At 32.1% G+C, this 20,164-nt stretch carries 16 protein-coding genes and 1 pseudogene; 5 read left to right on the top strand and 12 right to left on the bottom strand.

The window, feature by feature from the left end:
- Window positions 1-70: 70 nt before the first annotated feature.
- Both ACM6UH_RS01020 and cstB read left to right on the top strand, forming a co-directional pair.
- On the top strand, window positions 71-1,135 hold the full coding sequence (locus ACM6UH_RS01020) for a DsrE/DsrF/DrsH-like family protein (protein ID WP_000438836.1): 1,065 nt from the start codon (window positions 71-73) through the stop codon (window positions 1,133-1,135).
- Between the two features lie 32 nt (window positions 1,136-1,167).
- A pseudogene (gene cstB, locus ACM6UH_RS01015) lies at window positions 1,168-2,502 on the top strand (persulfide dioxygenase-sulfurtransferase CstB).
- A gap of 113 nt (window positions 2,503-2,615) precedes the next feature.
- On the opposite strand, the gene ACM6UH_RS01010 reads toward cstB, so the two are convergent.
- Window positions 2,616-3,764, bottom strand: a complete 1,149-nt coding sequence (locus ACM6UH_RS01010) for an ROK family transcriptional regulator (RefSeq protein WP_000427807.1) — start codon at window positions 3,762-3,764, stop codon at window positions 2,616-2,618.
- Window positions 3,765-4,083: 319 nt separating this feature from the next.
- On the opposite strand from ACM6UH_RS01010, the gene psm-mec reads away from it, so the two are divergent.
- Window positions 4,084-4,152, top strand: coding sequence for a phenol-soluble modulin PSM-mec (gene psm-mec / locus ACM6UH_RS01005; RefSeq protein WP_014532405.1), 69 nt, complete (start codon window positions 4,084-4,086; stop codon window positions 4,150-4,152).
- 84 nt (window positions 4,153-4,236) lie between these two features.
- On the opposite strand, the gene mecI is transcribed toward psm-mec, so the two are convergent.
- Window positions 4,237-4,608, bottom strand: coding sequence for a mecA-type methicillin resistance repressor MecI (gene mecI / locus ACM6UH_RS01000; protein ID WP_433911975.1), 372 nt, complete (start codon window positions 4,606-4,608; stop codon window positions 4,237-4,239).
- Window positions 4,608-6,365: a beta-lactam sensor/signal transducer MecR1 gene (gene mecR1, locus ACM6UH_RS00995; RefSeq protein ID WP_000952923.1), complete on the bottom strand. Its 1,758-nt coding sequence runs from the start codon at window positions 6,363-6,365 to the stop codon at window positions 4,608-4,610. The genes mecI and mecR1 overlap by 1 nt, the downstream gene beginning before the upstream one ends.
- Before the next feature lie 96 nt (window positions 6,366-6,461).
- Between mecR1 and mecA the strand changes: the two genes are divergently transcribed.
- Window positions 6,462-8,471, top strand: coding sequence for a PBP2a family beta-lactam-resistant peptidoglycan transpeptidase MecA (gene mecA / locus ACM6UH_RS00990; protein ID WP_063852655.1), 2,010 nt, complete (start codon window positions 6,462-6,464; stop codon window positions 8,469-8,471).
- Between the two features lie 45 nt (window positions 8,472-8,516).
- On the opposite strand, the gene ACM6UH_RS00985 is transcribed toward mecA, so the two are convergent.
- The 3 genes from ACM6UH_RS00985 to ACM6UH_RS00975 all read right to left on the bottom strand — a co-directional run bounded on the left by ACM6UH_RS00985 (window position 8,517) and on the right by ACM6UH_RS00975 (window position 11,091).
- Window positions 8,517-8,945 (bottom strand): MaoC family dehydratase, encoded by a 429-nt coding sequence (locus ACM6UH_RS00985; protein ID WP_000872606.1) that lies wholly within the window; start codon window positions 8,943-8,945, stop codon window positions 8,517-8,519.
- A gap of 96 nt (window positions 8,946-9,041) precedes the next feature.
- Window positions 9,042-9,785 (bottom strand): glycerophosphoryl diester phosphodiesterase, encoded by a 744-nt coding sequence (locus tag ACM6UH_RS00980; RefSeq protein ID WP_000958858.1) that lies wholly within the window; start codon window positions 9,783-9,785, stop codon window positions 9,042-9,044.
- Window positions 9,786-10,701: 916 nt separating this feature from the next.
- Window positions 10,702-11,091 carry a hydroxymethylglutaryl-CoA synthase gene (locus tag ACM6UH_RS00975; protein ID WP_020444595.1) on the bottom strand — a complete coding sequence of 130 codons (390 nt, stop codon included), beginning with the start codon at window positions 11,089-11,091 and terminating at the stop codon, window positions 10,702-10,704.
- Window positions 11,092-11,126: 35 nt separating this feature from the next.
- On the opposite strand from ACM6UH_RS00975, the gene ACM6UH_RS00970 reads away from it, so the two are divergent.
- A complete protein-coding gene (locus tag ACM6UH_RS00970) occupies window positions 11,127-11,801 on the top strand; it encodes an IS6-like element IS257 family transposase (protein ID WP_001106057.1) in 675 nt (224 codons plus the stop codon).
- Between the two features lie 524 nt (window positions 11,802-12,325).
- Here ACM6UH_RS00970 and ACM6UH_RS00965 read toward each other — a convergent pair.
- From ACM6UH_RS00965 to walK, 6 genes are all read right to left on the bottom strand, one after another.
- Complete coding sequence (locus tag ACM6UH_RS00965) at window positions 12,326-13,582, bottom strand: MrcB family domain-containing protein (RefSeq protein WP_000566670.1); 1,257 nt, start codon at window positions 13,580-13,582, stop codon at window positions 12,326-12,328.
- 321 nt (window positions 13,583-13,903) lie between these two features.
- The gene (rlmH, locus tag ACM6UH_RS00960; protein ID WP_041080268.1) at window positions 13,904-14,383 is read right to left on the bottom strand and encodes a 23S rRNA (pseudouridine(1915)-N(3))-methyltransferase RlmH; all 480 of its coding nucleotides are present in this window, start codon (window positions 14,381-14,383) and stop codon (window positions 13,904-13,906) included.
- A gap of 598 nt (window positions 14,384-14,981) precedes the next feature.
- A complete protein-coding gene (locus ACM6UH_RS00955; RefSeq protein WP_103301463.1) occupies window positions 14,982-15,782 on the bottom strand; it encodes an MBL fold metallo-hydrolase in 801 nt (266 codons plus the stop codon).
- A 425-nt stretch (window positions 15,783-16,207) separates the two neighbouring features.
- The gene (locus tag ACM6UH_RS00950; RefSeq protein ID WP_048787306.1) at window positions 16,208-16,990 is read right to left on the bottom strand and encodes a two-component system regulatory protein YycI; all 783 of its coding nucleotides are present in this window, start codon (window positions 16,988-16,990) and stop codon (window positions 16,208-16,210) included.
- Window positions 16,991-18,331, bottom strand: a complete 1,341-nt coding sequence (locus ACM6UH_RS00945) for a YycH family regulatory protein (RefSeq protein WP_048787307.1) — start codon at window positions 18,329-18,331, stop codon at window positions 16,991-16,993.
- Entirely contained in the window at window positions 18,321-20,153 is a 1,833-nt protein-coding gene (gene walK / locus ACM6UH_RS00940) for a cell wall metabolism sensor histidine kinase WalK (protein ID WP_048787308.1), read from the bottom strand. Before walK ends, ACM6UH_RS00945 begins: the two co-directional genes overlap by 11 nt.
- Window positions 20,154-20,164: the final 11 nt, after the last annotated feature.

Genomic DNA, 20,164 nt, shown 5'->3' with positions numbered 1-20,164 from the left:
CCCTATAGGTATTTGGCAAATGATTCTATCCGTTTTATTATACCCTCATAGGTATTTATAGGAGGTAAGTATGGAACAATACAAAGAAGTACACATTAATTCATTAAACAAAGAAGAATTAGAAAAATTGGCAAAAATGGGTCAATTGATTGATGTTAGAACAAAAGAAGAATATGAATTAGGACACATTAACGGTTCAACTTTACACCCAGTAGAAGAGATTAAATCATTCAATAAGAATAGCAACAAAACGTATTATATACATTGTAAAAGCGGTAACCGAAGCACTAAAGCTTGCGATTATTTAGCCAAACAAGGTTATGATGTCGTGAATTTAAAGGGTGGATATAAAGATTATGAAGCAAAGAACTTCAATAGTGCTCCTTTAATAGAAAAAGATATTGAAATCAAAGAGAATCGTAAACAATTTGATTTTAGAGGTCTTCAGTGCCCTGGACCTATTGTTAATATCAGTAAAGAAATTAACAATATTTCAACGGGTGAGCAAATCGAGGTAACAGTTACAGATCCTGGTTTCAATAGTGATATTAAAAGTTGGGCGAAACAAACAGGGAATACCCTTGTAAATCTTACTGAAGAAGCAAATGTAATTAATGCAATTATTCAAAAAGAAAAGCCAAAAGAATTTGAAATCAATGACACTGCTACAGGTACAACAATTGTTTTATTTAGCGGTGAGTTAGATAAGGCAGTAGCAGCAATGATCATCGCAAATGGCGCTAAAGCAGCAGGTAAAGATGTAACTATTTTCTTTACTTTTTGGGGCCTCAACGCATTAAAAAAAGCGCAATCAACTCGCGTTAAAAAGAAAGGTATTTCCAAAATGTTTGACCTTATGTTACCTAAGGATCCAATACATATGCCATTATCAAAAATGAATATGTTTGGACTAGGTAATATTATGATGCGTTATGTAATGAACAAGAAAAATGTTGATTCTTTATACTCACTTATCGATCAAGCAATCGATCAAGATATAAAGTTAATTGCTTGTACCATGAGTATGGATGTTATGGGAATTTCAAAAGAAGAATTAAGAGATGAAGTCGATTATGGTGGCGTAGGTACTTATATTGGACATACTGAGCAAGCAAATCATAACTTATTTATCTAATCAATAAAATCTATTTTAAAAAGGAGTTTTTTTTGTTTTTCAAACAATTTTATGAAGACAATTTTTCACAAGCATCTTATTTAATTGGATGTCAACGTACAGGAGAAGCAATGATTATTGACCCTATACGAGATTTAACAAAATATTTAAAAGTTGCAGATAAAGAAGGATTCACAATTACTAAAGCTGCAGAAACACATATTCATGCTGATTTTGCTTCAGGTATTAGAGATGTGGCAAATAAATTGAATGCAAGTATATACGTATCTGATGAAGGTAAAGATGAATTTAATTATAAAAATATGCCTAAACAAACACATTTCGTTAAGCATCAAGATATTATCTATTTAGGAAAGATTAAATTAGAAGTCTTACACACTCCAGGCCATCCCCCTGAGAGTATTAGTTTTTTACTTACTGACGAAGGTGGGGGTTCCAGTATACCAATGGGATTATTTAGCGGTGACTTCATCTTTGTTGGTGATGTAGGTAGACCAGATCTATTAGAAAAAGCTGTAAATGTTGAAGGTTCTACAAAAATCGGAGCAAAACAAATGTATCAGTCCATACAATTTGCTGCAACATTACCAGACTATATTCAAATTTGGCCAGGTCATGGTGCAGGGAGTCCTTGTGGTAAAGCGCTAGGTTCATTACCTACAACTACTTTGGGTTATGAGAAAATAAACAACTGGGCTTTTAATGTTAAAGATGAAACTTCATTTATCGAAACTTTAACACTCAATCAGCCAGCTCCACCACACCATTTTTCACAAATGAAAAAAATAAATCAATTTGGTATGCAAATGTACCAACCATATAATGTTTACCCTAGTTCAAGCAATACACAAACTGCTTTTGATCTTCGAAGTAAAGAAGCATTCCATGGTGGTCATATGCATGGAACTATCAATATTCCTTTTAATAAAACTTTTATAAATCAAATTGGTTGGTATTTAGATTATGACTAAGATATTGAATTAATTGGCGATAAATCTACCGTTCAACAAGCTATTCATGCTTTACAATTAATTGGTTTTGAAAATGTAAAAAGTTACCGTTTGCCACAAACAAATATCGTCACATCATCTATTCATAGTTCTGAAATGACTGGTGAAGAACATAATGTATTAGATGTTCGTAATGATGATGAATGGCGTAAAGGTCATTTAAAACAAGCAATTCATATTCCTCACGGTAAACTTTTAAATGAAGATATACCTTTCGATAAAAATGACCTAATTTATGTACATTGTCAATCAGGTGTTAGAAGTTCAATAGCGGTAGGAATATTAGAATATAAAGGATTTACGAATATTGTTAACGTTAGAGGTGGCTATCAACATTTACCAGCATTTTTAAAATAGTTTTCTTCTGCAATAGAACTATAAAAATCCCTCAATCCGAAAATTCAATTCGGATTGAGGGATTTTTTTATAAAGACAATTACGAACTTTGATTATTCATTTGAATTAGTTTTTTATGCTTTTATATCTAAGTAAATATCATTAATCTGTAGTACTTTTTGGATAATTGCTAATGTACCACCTAGCAAAGTTGCAAATTTGACATTAGATGTTAACTTTATTTGAATTTCGTTACGTGAATATTGTTTGAACTGGTTCTTAATTGCTTCTAATATTTCAGGCATTTCATTGAACAATGGACAGTTAATGTAAATTGCATTCGGATTAAACTGGGTGTTTAAATTATGTATTAAAACAGCAATTTTATTTATAAATTGTTCCATTTCTTCAACTACGACTGGATTTTTTTCATTATAAAATTGAATTAATTTGCTAAGCGTCATCTTCTCATTTAGTTGATTACTTAAATTATGCAGTAAAGCTTCTTGTGAAAAAATATCTTCAATCTTATGAAAGATCTCCACATTATCGCTAACTTTTGAGACAAGTGTTTTTCCAATTTCACCCGCTTCCCCATTTGCACCACGATACAATTGATTATTAATAATAAGCCCAGCACCAATACCTTTATGTATACTTAAAGCAATAAGATTATTGTAGGATAAATTATGATTAAAATTACGTTCATATAACGCTGAAAGATTCGCTTCATTTTCAACTACGACTGGAACATTAGTAATTTCTTTTATTTTCTTAGCAATTGAAATTCCTTCAGTTTCATGGAATGGTAAATATGTCACATGCTGCTCATTATCCACAACTCCATGTATAGAAACAGACACACCTAATAGTCCGTTATAAGTATCAAGTTTCTCCTGAATATCAATATGTTTTTTTATTATGCTTAATATACTACTAACCTTTTCATCAGGTAAATCATAAGATTCATGCTTAATGACATTACCATCAAAATAATTGTACATCACTTCAACAGAACTATAAGTTAAATCCAAAGAAATAAAATAACCATAAAGATGATTAACCTTCAGAAGAATAGGTTTTCTACCACCACTCTTCGTGCTATCACCCTCACCAACCTCATTAACAAGAGATTTATACTTTAACTTATTCAAAATACTAGAAATCGTTGCCTTATTAATCTCAAGATTTTTAGATATTTGAGTACGCGAAATATTATGATGGTTATAAATTTCCCTTAGCACTCTTTTTTCATTATCATTTATATTTAAAATATTTTCCATAATTGCCTACCCCATAAGTTATTTTGAATTTAGTTTATAGTTTATCATGTATTTTTATACCAACTATTTTAACATAAATTAAATTAAACCTTAGAACAACTTAAAACCTCACTTAGGTTATCATCTTCGTTCTTTTATTTTTTTTATTATTTCAATAAATTACGTATTTCCAATATGACGATTTTTTATGCAAAGTCGTTGTATGTTTTTCAAATTTTTGACATTTATGCAATCTAAATAGCCAATTAGGGAATTTTTAACATTTTTTATTTGTTTGATATTATACTTAATGTATCTTAAATAGAAAGAGGGTATGCATATGGATTTCACTGGTGTTATTACAAGCATTATTGATTTAATCAAGACTTGCATTCAGGCTTTCGGTTAATTTTTTCAACTAAAAAACAGAGGAAATATTCAACGACTTGATTGTTTCCTCTGTTTTCTATGTATTGTTGTAAACACAACAATTTTATTTTTTATTCAATATATTTCTCAATTCTTCTATTTCATCTTGTGATAGATCTTCTTTTTCTACAAAGTTTAAGACAAGTGAATTGAAACCGCCTTTGTATACTTTATTGATAAAGTTTTTAGATGTTTTATATTTTATATCACTTTCTTCTATAAGAGAGTAATATTGAAAAATTTTATTGTCTTTTTTACGATCTATAAATCCCTTTTTATACAATCTCGTTATAAGTGTACGAATGGTTTTTGGACTCCAGTCCTTTTGCATTTGTATTTCTTCTATTATATTATTCGCACTTGCATATTTTTTCATCCAAATGATATTCATAACTTCCCATTCTGCAGATGATATTTCATACGTTTTATTATCCATTATATTAACTCCATTTCTTTTAAAATACGCTCAGAAATTTGTTGTGCTTTTTCGCCATTCGCATTGTCTTCGCCTTTTAAATGTGTAGCAAAATAATACGTATTATCTTTCGTTTCAACATAACCTACGAACCATCCATTTGCTTCTTTGTGATTCACGATTCCTGTTCCAGTTTTACCTACATATTTATAAGTATCTTTTTGTTTCAAAGTCATACTATTTTCAACTTTTTCAATAGCCTTATTATCAAAATGCATGTTATGTTGTTTCATATTTTTCAACAAATTAACCTGTTCTATTGCAGAAATTTTTAATGAAGATTCATTCCAATAATTTTCATTCCCTGATATTTCTTCATTACCATATTCAATTAGATCTAAATAAGATTTAACCTCATCTTGTCTTAAATGTTTGTTTAAATTTTCGTAATACCAATTTACTGAATATTTCATTGAAGAATTTAAATTTTGATCTTGGTTCCATTCTTTAAATGGATATTGATGTTTATCCCATTGTTGTTCAGTATGATTTAATGAGAGTAAATTTTGGTCGAATGCCATTAACGCTAAATAAATTTTGTAAGTAGAATTAGGTGAATATCGTTGTTTACTTTCTGGTTCATTATAAATAGAATAAGCTTGCTCCCGTTCATTATAAAGCACAAAACTTCCATCAAATCCTTTGAAATACGGAGCTAGTTGATTTAATTTTTTATATGATACATTTGTTTCATATTTGTCTTGTTGAACATGTGCAGATAGTAACGGTGCTTGTATTAAAAGCGATATACTACATACAATATACGCAACAATACGCTTGTTTCGATTAGGTTTAGGCATTGAATCATAAAGTGCAATATACTTAACACGTTCTTTAATATTTGAATTAAAACCTAGTAAATATTGTGCTGCCACATTATTTATGTGCTGAGATTTTAAAATAGAGCATTTTAATATCGATTCACCATAACGTATATGTTCATGGCGATTCAAAATTTTTAAAACGTTTCTATCACATACTTTTTCACAGTCATTGTCCATCATTGTTTTACTTATATATAGTGCAGGATTAAACCAGAATATCATTTTAAAAACAACATAAAGCTGGTTGAATATTAAGTCATGACTTTTCACATGTGATAGTTCATGTAGAATAATATATTCAATTTCTTTGTCATTCATGGTTTCGACTACGACAGTTGGTAGTACAATTTGGGATTTCACTAAACCAAATACCATCGGATTATCAATGTTTGAACTATAACTAATTGTTATATGCTTTTTGTAGAACTGCATCTTACTTTGACATACTTTAAGTCGTTCATTAAGATATGACGATTCCAATGACGAACTTTTAATAACATCAATTTGTCGGAATGCCTTAATCATATAAAATAAGCACAACAAACTACCAAATACCCATATCAAAAGAATCATATACGTTATATTTGAGGTCTCAAACTGATTAACATTAATTGCTAAGTCTTTCGTAACAGATGATTGTTGACCATCTAACATATGACTAACCGAAGAAGTCGTGTCAGATACATTTCGATTCATCATATCTTTTGAAAATGTAAAATTCGATATTTTGTAAAATGGTATTAATGGAATTAACGTGGAGACGAGCACTAATAACCAAATCTTATGTGACATAATATTTTGAGTATATTTTATATAGAGCATTCTCACTAAAAAAATTACACATATCGTGAGCAATGAACTGATTATACTTAACATTAAAAAAGATGATAACACCTTCTACACCTCCATATCACAAAAATTATAACATTATTTTGACATAAATACTACATTTGTAATATACTACAAATGTAGTCTTATATACGGAGGATATTGATGAAAAAGATAAAAATTGTTCCACTTATTTTAATAGTTGTAGTTGTCGGGTTTGGTATATATTTTTATGCTTCAAAAGATAAAGAAATTAATAATACTATTGATGCAATTGAAGATAAAAATTTCAAACAAGTTTATAAAGATAGCAGTTATATTTCTAAAAGCGATAATGGTGAAGTAGAAATGACTGAACGTCCGATAAAAATATATAATAGTTTAGGCGTTAAAGATATAAACATTCAGGATCGTAAAATAAAAAAAGTATCTAAAAATAAAAAACGAGTAGATGCTCAATATAAAATTAAAACAAACTACGGTAACATTGATCGCAACGTTCAATTTAATTTTGTTAAAGAAGATGGTATGTGGAAGTTAGATTGGGATCATAGCGTCATTATTCCAGGAATGCAGAAAGACCAAAGCATACATATTGAAAATTTAAAATCAGAACGTGGTAAAATTTTAGACCGAAACAATGTGGAATTGGCCAATACAGGAACAGCATATGAGATAGGCATCGTTCCAAAGAATGTATCTAAAAAAGATTATAAAGCAATCGCTAAAGAACTAAGTATTTCTGAAGACTATATCAAACAACAAATGGATCAAAATTGGGTACAAGATGATACCTTCGTTCCACTTAAAACCGTTAAAAAAATGGATGAATATTTAAGTGATTTCGCAAAAAAATTTCATCTTACAACTAATGAAACAGAAAGTCGTAACTATCCTCTAGAAAAAGCGACTTCACATCTATTAGGTTATGTTGGTCCCATTAACTCTGAAGAATTAAAACAAAAAGAATATAAAGGCTATAAAGATGATGCAGTTATTGGTAAAAAGGGACTCGAAAAACTTTACGATAAAAAGCTCCAACATGAAGATGGCTATCGTGTCACAATCGTTGACGATAATAGCAATACAATCGCACATACATTAATAGAGAAAAAGAAAAAAGATGGCAAAGATATTCAACTAACTATTGATGCTAAAGTTCAAAAGAGTATTTATAACAACATGAAAAATGATTATGGCTCAGGTACTGCTATCCACCCTCAAACAGGTGAATTATTAGCACTTGTAAGCACACCTTCATATGACGTCTATCCATTTATGTATGGCATGAGTAACGAAGAATATAATAAATTAACCGAAGATAAAAAAGAACCTCTGCTCAACAAGTTCCAGATTACAACTTCACCAGGTTCAACTCAAAAAATATTAACAGCAATGATTGGGTTAAATAACAAAACATTAGACGATAAAACAAGTTATAAAATCGATGGTAAAGGTTGGCAAAAAGATAAATCTTGGGGTGGTTACAACGTTACAAGATATGAAGTGGTAAATGGTAATATCGACTTAAAACAAGCAATAGAATCATCAGATAACATTTTCTTTGCTAGAGTAGCACTCGAATTAGGCAGTAAGAAATTTGAAAAAGGCATGAAAAAACTAGGTGTTGGTGAAGATATACCAAGTGATTATCCATTTTATAATGCTCAAATTTCAAACAAAAATTTAGATAATGAAATATTATTAGCTGATTCAGGTTACGGACAAGGTGAAATACTGATTAACCCAGTACAGATCCTTTCAATCTATAGCGCATTAGAAAATAATGGCAATATTAACGCACCTCACTTATTAAAAGACACGAAAAACAAAGTTTGGAAGAAAAATATTATTTCCAAAGAAAATATCAATCTATTAACTGATGGTATGCAACAAGTCGTAAATAAAACACATAAAGAAGATATTTATAGATCTTATGCAAACTTAATTGGCAAATCCGGTACTGCAGAACTCAAAATGAAACAAGGAGAAACTGGCAGACAAATTGGGTGGTTTATATCATATGATAAAGATAATCCAAACATGATGATGGCTATTAATGTTAAAGATGTACAAGATAAAGGAATGGCTAGCTACAATGCCAAAATCTCAGGTAAAGTGTATGATGAGCTATATGAGAACGGTAATAAAAAATACGATATAGATGAATAACAAAACAGTGAAGCAATCCGTAACGATGGTTGCTTCACTGTTTTATTATGAATTATTAATAAGTGCTGTTACTTCTCCCTTAAATACAATTTCTTCATTTTCATTGTATGTTGAAAGTGACACTGTAACGAGTCCATTTTCTTTTTTTATGGATTTCTTATTTGTAATTTCAGCGATAACGTACAATGTATTACCTGGGTATACAGGTTTAATAAATTTAACGTTATTCATTTGTGTTCCTGCTACAACTTCTTCTCCGTATTTACCTTCTTCTACCCATAATTTAAATGATATTGAAAGTGTATGCATGCCAGATGCAATGATACCTTTAAATCTACTTTGTTCTGCTTTTTCTTTATCTATATGCATATATTGAGGATCAAAAGTTGTTGCAAATTGGATAATTTCTTCTTCTGTAATATGAAGGCTTTTTGTTTTGAATGTTTCTCCTACTATAAAATCATCGTATTTCATATATGTCTCTCTTTCTTATTCAAATTAATTTTTTAGTATGTAACATGTTAAAGGTAAGTCTACCGTCACTGAAACGTAAGACTCACCTCTAACTTTCTATTGAGACAAATGCACCATTTTATCTGCATTGTCTGTAAAGATACCATCAACTCCCCAATTAGCAAGTTGGTTTGCACGTGCTGGTTTGTTTACAGTCCATACGTTCAATTCATAACCCGCTTCTTTTACCATTTTTACTTTTGCTTTAGTAAGTTTGGCATCTTCAGTGTTTACTATTTTAGCATTACAGTAATCTAAAAGTGTTCTCCAGTCTTCACGAAACGAAGTTGTATGGAATATAACTGCTCTGTTATATTGTGGCATGATTTCTTCTGCAAGTTTAACAAGCACAACATTAAAGCTTGAAATGAGCACTTCTTGATTCTGATTTAAGTTTGTTAATTGTTCTTCCACTTGCTTAACCATACTTTTAGAAAGTGCTAGTCCATTCGGTCCAGTAATACCTTTTAATTCTACATTTAAATTCATATTATATTCATTTGCTATTTTTACTACATCATCGAAAGTTGGCAAATGTTCATCTTTGAATTTTTCACCAAACCAAGATCCTGCAGAAGCATCTTTAATTTCATCATAATTCAATTCAGTTATTTCCCCGGACATATTTGTAGTCCGTTCTAAATAATCATCATGAATGATAATCAGTTGTTCATCTTTTGTAATTGCAACATCTAACTCCAACCAGTTTATACCTTCTACTTCTGAAGCAGCTTTAAATGATGCAATTGTATTTTCCGGAGCTTTACTAGGTAATCCTCTATGTCCATATACAGTTAGCATATTACCTCTCCTTGCATTTTTATTTTTTTAATTAACGTAACTGTATTATCACATTAATCGCACTTTTATTTCCATTAAAAAGAGATGAATATCATAAATAAAGAAGTCGATAGATTCGTATTGATTATGGAGTTAATCTACGTCTCATCTCATTTTTAAAAAATCATTTATGTCCCAAGCTCCATTTTGTAATCAAGTCTAGTTTTTCTGTACCCCTTATCTGCAATTTTACTTAGGATTGCTTTTAACTTACCTCTTATCTGCAATTTTACTTAGGATTGCTTTTAACTTACCCCTTATCAGCAATTTTACTGAGAACTGCTTTTAACGCACCTCTTATCTGCAATTTTGCCTAGAACTGCTTTTAACGTACCTCTTATCTGCAATTTTACTGAGAACTGCTTTTAACTTACCCCTTATCAGCAATTTTGCATGGAATTGCTTTTAACGTACCTCTTATCTGCAATTTTACTTAGAACTGCTTTTAACAAACCTCTTATCTGCAATTTTACTTAGAACTGCTTTTAACGTACCTCTTATCTGTAATTTTACTGAGAACTGCTTTTAACAAACCTCTTATCTGCAATTTTACTTAGAACTGCTTTTAACAAACCTCTTATCTGCAATTTTACTTAGAATTGCTTTTACTATTCCTCTTATTAGTATAATCTCAGTAAGAATGCGTATAAAAATGAAAATTACAACCGATTTTGTAAGTGCTGACGCCTGAGGGAATAGTATGTGCGAGAGACTAATGGCTCGAGCCATACCCCTAGGCAAGCATGCACGTACAAAATCGTAAGATAAAAAAATAAGCATATCACTGTAAACTTTAAAAAATCAGTTTAGTGATATGCTTATTTATTTCGAGTTAGGATTTATGTCCCAAGCTCATCAAGCACAATCGGCCACTAGTTTATTTCTCTATCTTATATGTTCTGATATGGTCTTCTATACTGTATAAGTATACTTTTGAATATGGATCTTGTGTCAATTCACGTTCGAAATCAAATTCTTGATTATCAAATCTGTTAAAGAATGTTTCGTATTCTTCGACTGATAATTGCTCTCTAGATTCTAGCATATTTAAGTGTTTCTCTTTATCTAATGCTTTGTCATATCCTTTAACGATTGAACCACTAAAGATTTCTCCTACTGCTCCTGAACCATAACTAAATAGACATACTTTCTCTTCTGGTTGGAATGTGTGGTTCTGTAATAACGAAATTAAACTTAAGTATAATGATCCTGTATAAATGTTACCAACATCTCTATTCCATAATACGGTTCTGTTGCAAAGTTGAATTTATAGTATAATTTTAACAAAAAGGAGTCTTCTGTATGAACTATTTCAGATATAAACAATTTAACAAGGATGTTATCACTGTAGCCGTTGGCTACTATCTAAGATATACATTGAGTTATCGTGATATATCTGAAATATTAAGGGAACGTGGTGTAAACGTTCATCATTCAACGGTCTACCGTTGGGTTCAAGAATATGCCCCAATTTTGTATCAAATTTGGAAGAAAAAGCATAAAAAAGCTTATTACAAATGGCGTATTGATGAGACGTACATCAAAATAAAAGGAAAATGGAGCTATTTATATCGTGCCATTGATGCAGAGGGACATACATTAGATATTTGGTTGCGTAAGCAACGAGATAATCATTCAGCATATGCGTTTATCAAACGTCTCATTAAACAATTTGGTAAACCTCAAAAGGTAATTACAGATCAGGCACCTTCAACGAAGGTAGCAATGGCTAAAGTAATTAAAGCTTTTAAACTTAAACCTGACTGTCATTGTACATCGAAATATCTGAATAACCTCATTGAGCAAGATCACCGTCATATTAAAGTAAGAAAGACAAGGTATCAAAGTATCAATACAGCAAAGAATACTTTAAAAGGTATTGAATGTATTTACGCTCTATATAAAAAGAACCGCAGGTCTCTTCAGATCTACGGATTTTCGCCATGCCACGAAATTAGCATCATGCTAGCAAGTTAAGCGAACACTGACATGATAAATTAGTGGTTAGCTATATTTTTTTACTTTGCAACAGAACCGATTATATTATCATTGATATAGTCAATGAATAATGACAAATTATCACTCATAACAGTCCCAACCCCTTTATTTTGATAGACTAATTATCTTCATCATTGTAAAACAAATTACACCCTTTAAATTTAACTCAACTTAAATATCGACAAATTAAAAAACAATAAAATTACTTGAATATTATTCATAATATATTAACAACTTTATTATACTGCTCTTTATATATAAAATCATTAATAATTAAACAAGCCTTAAAATATTTAACTTTTTTGTGATTATTACACATTATCTTATCTGCTCTTTATCACCATAAAAATAGAAAAAACAAGATTCCTAAAGAATATAGGAATCTTGTTTCAGACTGTGGACAAACTGATTTTTTATCAGTTAGCTTATTTAGAAAGTTTTATTTAAATTACAGTTTCTATTTTTATTAGATCACAATTTTATTTTAGCTCTTGTTCAAGTAATCATTTTTCGCCAAAAACTTTATACTGAATAGCTTCTACATTAAATACTTTGTCAATGAGATCATCTACATCTTTAAATTCAGAATAATTTGCATATGGATCTATAAAATAAAATTGTGGTTCTTTACCGGAAACATTAAATATTCTTAATATTAAATATTTCTGCTTATATTCTTTCATAGCAAACATTTCATTTAGCGACATAAAAAATGGTTCCTCAATACTAGAAGATGTAGATGTTTTAATTTCAATAAATTTTTCTACAGCTTTATCTGTATTTGTTGGATCAAAAGCTACTAAATCATAGCCATGACCGTGTTGAGAGCCTGGATTATCATTTAAAATATTCCTAAACTGTTCTTTCTTATCTTCGTCTATTTTATTATCAATTAGCTCATTAAAGTAATTTAGCGCTAATTTTTCTCCAACTTTACCGGTTAATTTATTCTCTTTATTTGATTTTTCAATTTCTGAATCATTTTTAGTAGTCTTTGATACACCTTTTTTATATTTTGGAATTATTCCTTTAGGTGCTTCCACTTCCTTGAGTGTCTTATCTTTTTGTGCTGTTCTAATTTCTTCAATTTCGCTGTCTTCCTGTATTTCGTCTATGCTATTGACCAAGCTATCATAGGATGTTTTTGTAACTTTTGAAGCTAATTCATTAAATAGTTCTAAAAATTTCTTTAAATCCTCTAGCATATCTTCTTCTGTGAATCCTTCATTCAAATCATAATATTTGAATCTTATTGATCCATGAGAATATCCTGATGGATAATCATTTTTTAAATCATAAGATGAATCTTTATTTTCTGCGTAATAAAATCTTCCAGTATTAAATTCATTTGATGTAATATATTTATTGAGTTCGGAAGATAAAGTTAATGCTCTTTGTTTTGCAGCATTTTTATCCCGCGGAAACATATCACTTATCTTTGACCATCCTTGATTCAAAGATAAGTATATGCCTTCTCCTTCCGGATGAAAAAGATATACCAAATAATATCCATCCTTTGTTTCTTTTGTTATATTCTCATCATATATTGAAATCCAAGGAACTTTACTATAGTTCCCAGTAGCAACCTTCCCTACAACTGAATATTTATCTTCTTTTATATGCACTTTTAACTGCTTGGGTAACTTATCATGGACTAAAGTTTTATATAGATCACCTTTATCCCAATCAGATTTTTTAACTACATTATTGGTACGTTTCTCTTTAATTAATTTAAGGACCTGCATAAAGTTGTCTATCATTTGAAATTCCCTCCTATTATAAAATATATTATGTCTCATTTTCTTCAATATGTACTTATTTATATTTTACCGTAATTTACTATATTTAGTTGCAGAAAGAATTTTCTCAAAGCTAGAACTTTGCTTCACTATAAGTATTCAGTATAAAGAATATTTCGCTATTATTTACTTGAAATGAAAGACTGCGGAGGCTAACTATGTCAAAAATCATGAACCTCATTACTTATGATAAGCTTCTTAAAAACATAACAGCAATTCACATAAACCTCATATGTTCTGATACATTCAAAATCCCTTTATGAAGCGGCTGAAAAAACCGCATCATTTATGATACGCTTCGCCGCGCATGATTTTAAACGCACGATAAACTTGTTCTATTAATATCACGCGCATCATTTGATGTGGGAAGGTCATCTTGCTGAATGATAGTGCGTAGTCGCTGCGGTCTAGTACGTCTTTATGCAGACCGTTGGACCCGCCAATAATGAATGTAAAGTCACTTTGGCCACGTGTCATGCGGCTTTCTATTTCTTTTGCCAAACCTTCAGACGTTAACATATTACCTTTAATTTCTAACGTGATGACTGTGGACTGCTGTTTTACTTTTGCTAGCAAACGCTGGCCTTCTTTTTCCTTAACTTGTTCTACTTCTTTATCGCTCATATTTTCTGGTGCTTTTTCATCGGGAACTTCGATGATTTCTACTTTCGAATAGGCACCTAAACGTTTTTCATATTCTGCAATGGCTTGTTTCCAGTATTTCTCTTTTAATTTACCTACTGTGAGTATTGTTATCTTCATTTTTATCCTCCGAGTTTAGTGAAAAGTATAAGTTGTTAGACTTATCCACAAGTTATACACTTATTCACACTATTCCCTCTTATTATAACAGTAATGTATACTGCTTTTTAATAATTTTTACGTTTTATCAACAAAAAAGAAAGAATAACCTGTGTATTTGTGGATAACCTTGTGTATAATGTGGGTATTTCTATGTGAATTGTTCACATCTCTGGATAACTTTGGACAAAACAGTGGATAAGTTGACGGTTGTCTTACATACTTATTCACAAACTTAACCTTTTCTTCATAAAGCTCTTGTCTAATCCTTACAAAATACCATGTTATCCCCTGGTTATATTTATTCGATTACTGTATATTTCATCTGTGTTAAGACATAGGGTTGTATAACCATGTACGATTTATGATGACGGCTAACAAAAAACCTATACCTCCTTATGAGATATAGGTTAAATATGTACCTTAAATGATGTCTATTATGTGAGTTCCTTAAGTAGTCGCTAAACTTTTCCTGTTAAGTCTGTTTATATTAATGATTACATTCGCTTACGCTAATGCATTAAGAAGCCCTAACCCCTCAATAAAGGGGCAAGGGCTTCTATAACGTATATATTGGTGTGGCGTTGGCTTTGTCGGTATCGCACAGCAATACTTCTTTTTCTGTGTCGATATCGTTCTCGTTAAGTACTTGGCCGACGCTCATGCGTGCGAGATCTTTCATATTGTTGTCTTGTGATAAGTGAGACAGGTAAATGCGTTTGGTACTACCTGTGATGACGTCTGTCATGGCACGACCTGCATCTTCGTTGGAAACATGGCCCATATCGCTGAGGATACGTTGTTTGGTCTTCCAAGGGTAACCGCACATGCGTAACATATCTACATCATGATTACTTTCAAAGACAAATGCATCGCTGCCTTGAATCATGCCTTTCATACGATCTGAGACATAACCTGTGTCTGTTAAAATCGTAAATTTCTTATAATTGTTATGGAAGATATAGAATTGTGGATCGATGGCATCGTGTGACACGTTAAACGATTCGATATCAAAGCCGGCTAATGATTTTGTTTCGTATGGATTGAAGATAAATTTTTGATCCATTGGAATTTTGCTGTCTTTCTTTTCTATTGCTGTCCATGTTTTTTCATTAGCGTAAATTGGCAATTTATATTTACGTGCTAACACGCCAAGACCTTTAATATGGTCCGAGTGTTCATGTGTCACCAAGATGCCATTCAAATTTTGAATCTGTTTGTCTATTTGTCCAAATAGTTCTTCCATTTTCTTTCCTGTCAAACCTGCGTCGACAAGGATACTGCCTTTATCACTTTCCACATAAGTGGCGTTTCCTGTACTACCACTCGCTAATACACTCATACGTATCAAGCGATTCACCCTTTCTAATCTATAAACATTGTTTAACGTTATTATTACTGGGCAGACTACGGTTTATGTGCCGTCAACATGCCCTCTGTCTAATTTATTCTATTGATAAAGTGCAATCTAGGAACGCTATCATAACTTTTCCTTATATCGTTATAAAAGTTACAAGCATACTGCACTTTTCTAAAATATTAACCGTCTTATGATTATCTACTCAATGATAAATCAACATGATTTCGACTTTTTTTATAATATCTTTTCGCGTTATTTAAAATTTCCATAACACGTTATTAACAGTATTTAATTCTAACATACTTTTGACTTCACTTCTGTGTATATTGTTTATTTTAACAAGCATCTTTTTCAAAAATTCTCAAACAAAACTCAAACAATCCAAAAAAAGCACACCTTCAAAAGGTGTGCCTATATAATCCACATTATTCTTCAATAATTTTTGGGCTGTCTGATACGGCTTCAACATAGTAGGTCTTAATCTTATCACCGTGTTTGACTTTAATTTCCCAATTGGCTTCGAGTACTTGTACGTTCGGCTCTTTAACAACGGTATAGTAGCCAAGTCGTGCATTGGTTACTTCATCATTACGCTTCAAGTAACGATTATAATACAGTGCTTCTATGGCGCTCTTAGCTGAATTCACTTGTTTCTTATCGTTATTCGCACCTTCAGATGGCGCAATCGATTTCATTGCGGTTTGCTTATAGCTCGTTGCTTTACCATCATTCTTAACATTAAACTCAAGTCTCGCTTTATTATTGTTCATAATCGGATAGTCATGATACGTTTGTTCAAAGGTCACTTTGTCGTTATCAATATTACTCATTTCGTAATCCTTACCTTTATAGACATTGTCTTTGACGTAGGATTTTAATGCGGTATATTGATCATTTCCGACATCGACCGCATTATTGATTTCGCCTTTTGCTCTGGCACCGGAATCTTCACTTGAGATCTCAGAGCGTGATTTTGCATAAGATGAAAAATCAAATGACCGTGCAGTCAATAATTGCATTTTCAAACCTTTAACACTTGGAAGGTTATCAGGAATTGTAATTTCTTCTTGTTTAAAATTCACAGCATTTTCTTCTTCGCTATCATTGATATGCGATTTATTCACCTTATCAATATAAATAATCACTAAGCTAATATTGACTAGAATAAACACGAAAATAAATAAAGTTTTGGCTCGTTTCCAGTTCATTTATTCTAGCCTCCCATCTTCGTATGCACGCCATTCACCGTTATATTGTACATACCATTGTGGTTTAAATTCGCTATTGCGTTGAATTTCAATATCACTTTTATCTGGTTTTTCTTCCATTCTGTAACCAATCGTCATGTTCGTCACATCTTCAAAGTTAATTTCTGGGTTGTTGGCCAACTCTGAACGTACCGTTTCAGCACCAGGCAATTTCGTTTCATTTCCGCCACTGTCAATTGTGACATTGGCTTTAAGCAATGCACGTGCATAGCTGAAGACGCCTTTATCTCCCCAAGATACTTTGATATTGTTTAAATTTTCATCGTTAAATGTTGGACGACCGTTTAAGAACATTTGATAGGTAAGTTCCCCATTTTTATTATCTATATTGAATAAACGATAATCATCAGTAAAACCACCGTGGTTATTAATATAGTCATAGGTACTTGGTATACTATCTTGCATGTTAGTTGAACGGTTTTCATCTTCTGAGAGGTTAGTATAACGATACTTTTCAGTTTCATCATTATAATTCGCCACACCTGTATTATTGTTATAGGTTGCGGTACCGCTCTTCGTACTACGTACAACGACAGAATCATTGAATAATATAGAGTTCATCGTATCAACACTGATGCGGTTGTAAATCGTATGATATGATTTCATCGCTTCTGGTGCTTTTGGTGCAAAGATATGTGTCGCTCTATCAATCGTATCTTTATTCGTTATGATTTCTGAGTATGGCTGCAATTTTTTATGTTGTGTTTGCATCACTTTTTTTAAGTTATTTAATTTTGCGGAAGTGGTCATACGCACAACGTTATGTCTATCGCTACTAATCGCATAAAGTTTCACATTGCCATCTTTGTTATTGTCGATGATAAGTCGATCGAATTTAAAATTATTCGGAACTTTGGCATCGATATTCAGCGCTTGTCCTAAGTAGGTTGCTAATGGCATGTCATAGCTGAAATCAAGTACGAGAAACTCATCCGTTAAATCTGGAATGATTAAGTTGTGGTTGCTGTGCATTTGTTCCGCATGCAATACGCGATGGTTCTTTAATGGCTTTAATATGGTTTCGATATTTTGCTTTGTCGCTTCCATGCCTTCAGTTTGGTCACCTTTAGAGTGAACCACTTGATAGGGTGTAATGACTTGATCCATACCTTGATTCAACGGTTTGCCAATTGTATTGGGCTCATAATCTTTGCTGTTGCTACCTTGGTTATCTACATTGGCTAAATCAGGTGAGAAATTCCAAGTCATATAGGTTAACACGACGCTCATTAAGACAAGAAGGATGAGGATAATCGATTTAATTAATTCTTTACTCCGCATCCCAATCACCATCTTCTAGAACTTCACAAGGAAGTGTAATAAAGATTGACGTGCCTTGTCCTTCTACGCTGTTTGCCCATATACGACCGTTGTGTGCTTCAACGATTTCTTTAGAGATGGCTAAGCCTAAACCTGTACCACCCATTTTACGTGTACGTGCTTTATCTACACGATAGAAGCGGTCAAATATTTTATCTACTTTATTAATTGGAATACCAATCCCATTATCTTTCACACGAATGGTCATACGATTATATAACGCATTCTGTTTCACGTGAAACTCGACACGTTTATCGCCACGAGAGTATTTCATCGCGTTCGTTATGACGTTGTCAAACACTTGGGTCATCTTATCTGGATCGATTTCCGTAAAGATGGTTTCGGTTGGTACTTCACGCACAAATGTCGTATCTTTTGCTGACATTTCATGGCGGTTAATGATTTTATTAATAAACATATTAAAGTCGACAATTTCTTTGGTAATTTGCTCTGATTCATTGTCCATTTTAGATAATTGTAATAGGTCATTAACAAGACGAATCATACGTTCTGTTTCTTCACGTGTAACGGATAGAAATTGTGGTGCTAATTCGCCATCTTTCCAAGCACCACTTTCGAGTGCCTCGATATAACTGTTCATGGAAGTCAGTGGCGTACGCAATTCGTGTGAGACGTTCGCAACGAATTCACGGCGTTCGCGTTCTACTTGTTGTTGTTCTGTTACATCATGTATCACGGCAATATAACCTGTCACAAAACCAGTTTCTTGTACAATCGTACTAAAGTTAACCCGGGCAATAATACCTTCATTTTCATTAATATCTAATAAGAAGCTATCATTATTTTCTTGAATTTCATCTAATGAGAAATCTTCTTCGAGTTTAAGCACTTTAAGCATGTGGTCACCAATAATGTCTTCTTTCATTGTGCCCATCATAGTGAGTGCCATGTCATTGACAATGCGCACACGGCCACGACGGTCGGTTGCAATGATACCGTCACTCATATGTGTGATAACGGAATCGAGACGGCGTTTCTCACTTTCGGTATTCGCTTGTGCTTCTTGAACACGTTTGGACAGATTGTTAAAGGCGAGTGCGAGCTCACCGATTTCATCGTTACCGTAGATTTTCACACGTTGTGTATAGTTACCTTTAGACATTTCAACGGTTTGGTTCCGCATGTCTGTAATCGGCTTTGTAATGGTACGCGCAATAAAGAAACCAAGTATCACGGTAATCAATAGTGATATCCCTGTACCAACGATAAAGATTTGATTGATATTGCTCAATTGGTTATACACATCATTGATGTCCGCTTCGATATAGACATCACCAATTGTGCCATCGTTTGATGTTTTCACAGGCAGGTTGTATACCCACACACGTTGTTTACCATTACCGTAGTCTTTTAATACGGTATGGCTATTGATTTCACCGAGTGACAGTGCCTTTTGAATGGAATTGTCATTCGCTTTTTGATTAATTAGACTACGCGTAGACTGCTTCGAAGTAGCCATGATAATCTGATCTTTATCTATAAAGCGGATTTCTTCTATTTCTTGTCTATTCGCATACTCATTAAGTAAGTTCTGAACTTCTTTTTGAGCATTAATTGCATTATCTTCGTCATAGACTTTTTCTATATTAATTTCAATTTGTTTCGCGTATTGCGAAATATTATTTTTAAATGTTTGTGTTAATTCTTTTTCTAGACTATTCGTAAAATATAAACCGATAATTTGCATACCGATTATAATGAGTAATACATAGACAATAACCAATTTCGTGTGTAAGGACTGAAAATGTTTAAGCCATTTCATTAATATGTGCC

Origin of the sequence: Staphylococcus sp. LKG4-2, assembly GCF_050955665.1 — a bacterium.
Classification (GTDB): Bacteria; Bacillota; Bacilli; order Staphylococcales; family Staphylococcaceae; genus Staphylococcus; species Staphylococcus saprophyticus.
This window is presented reverse-complemented; position numbering and strand designations above follow the sequence as displayed.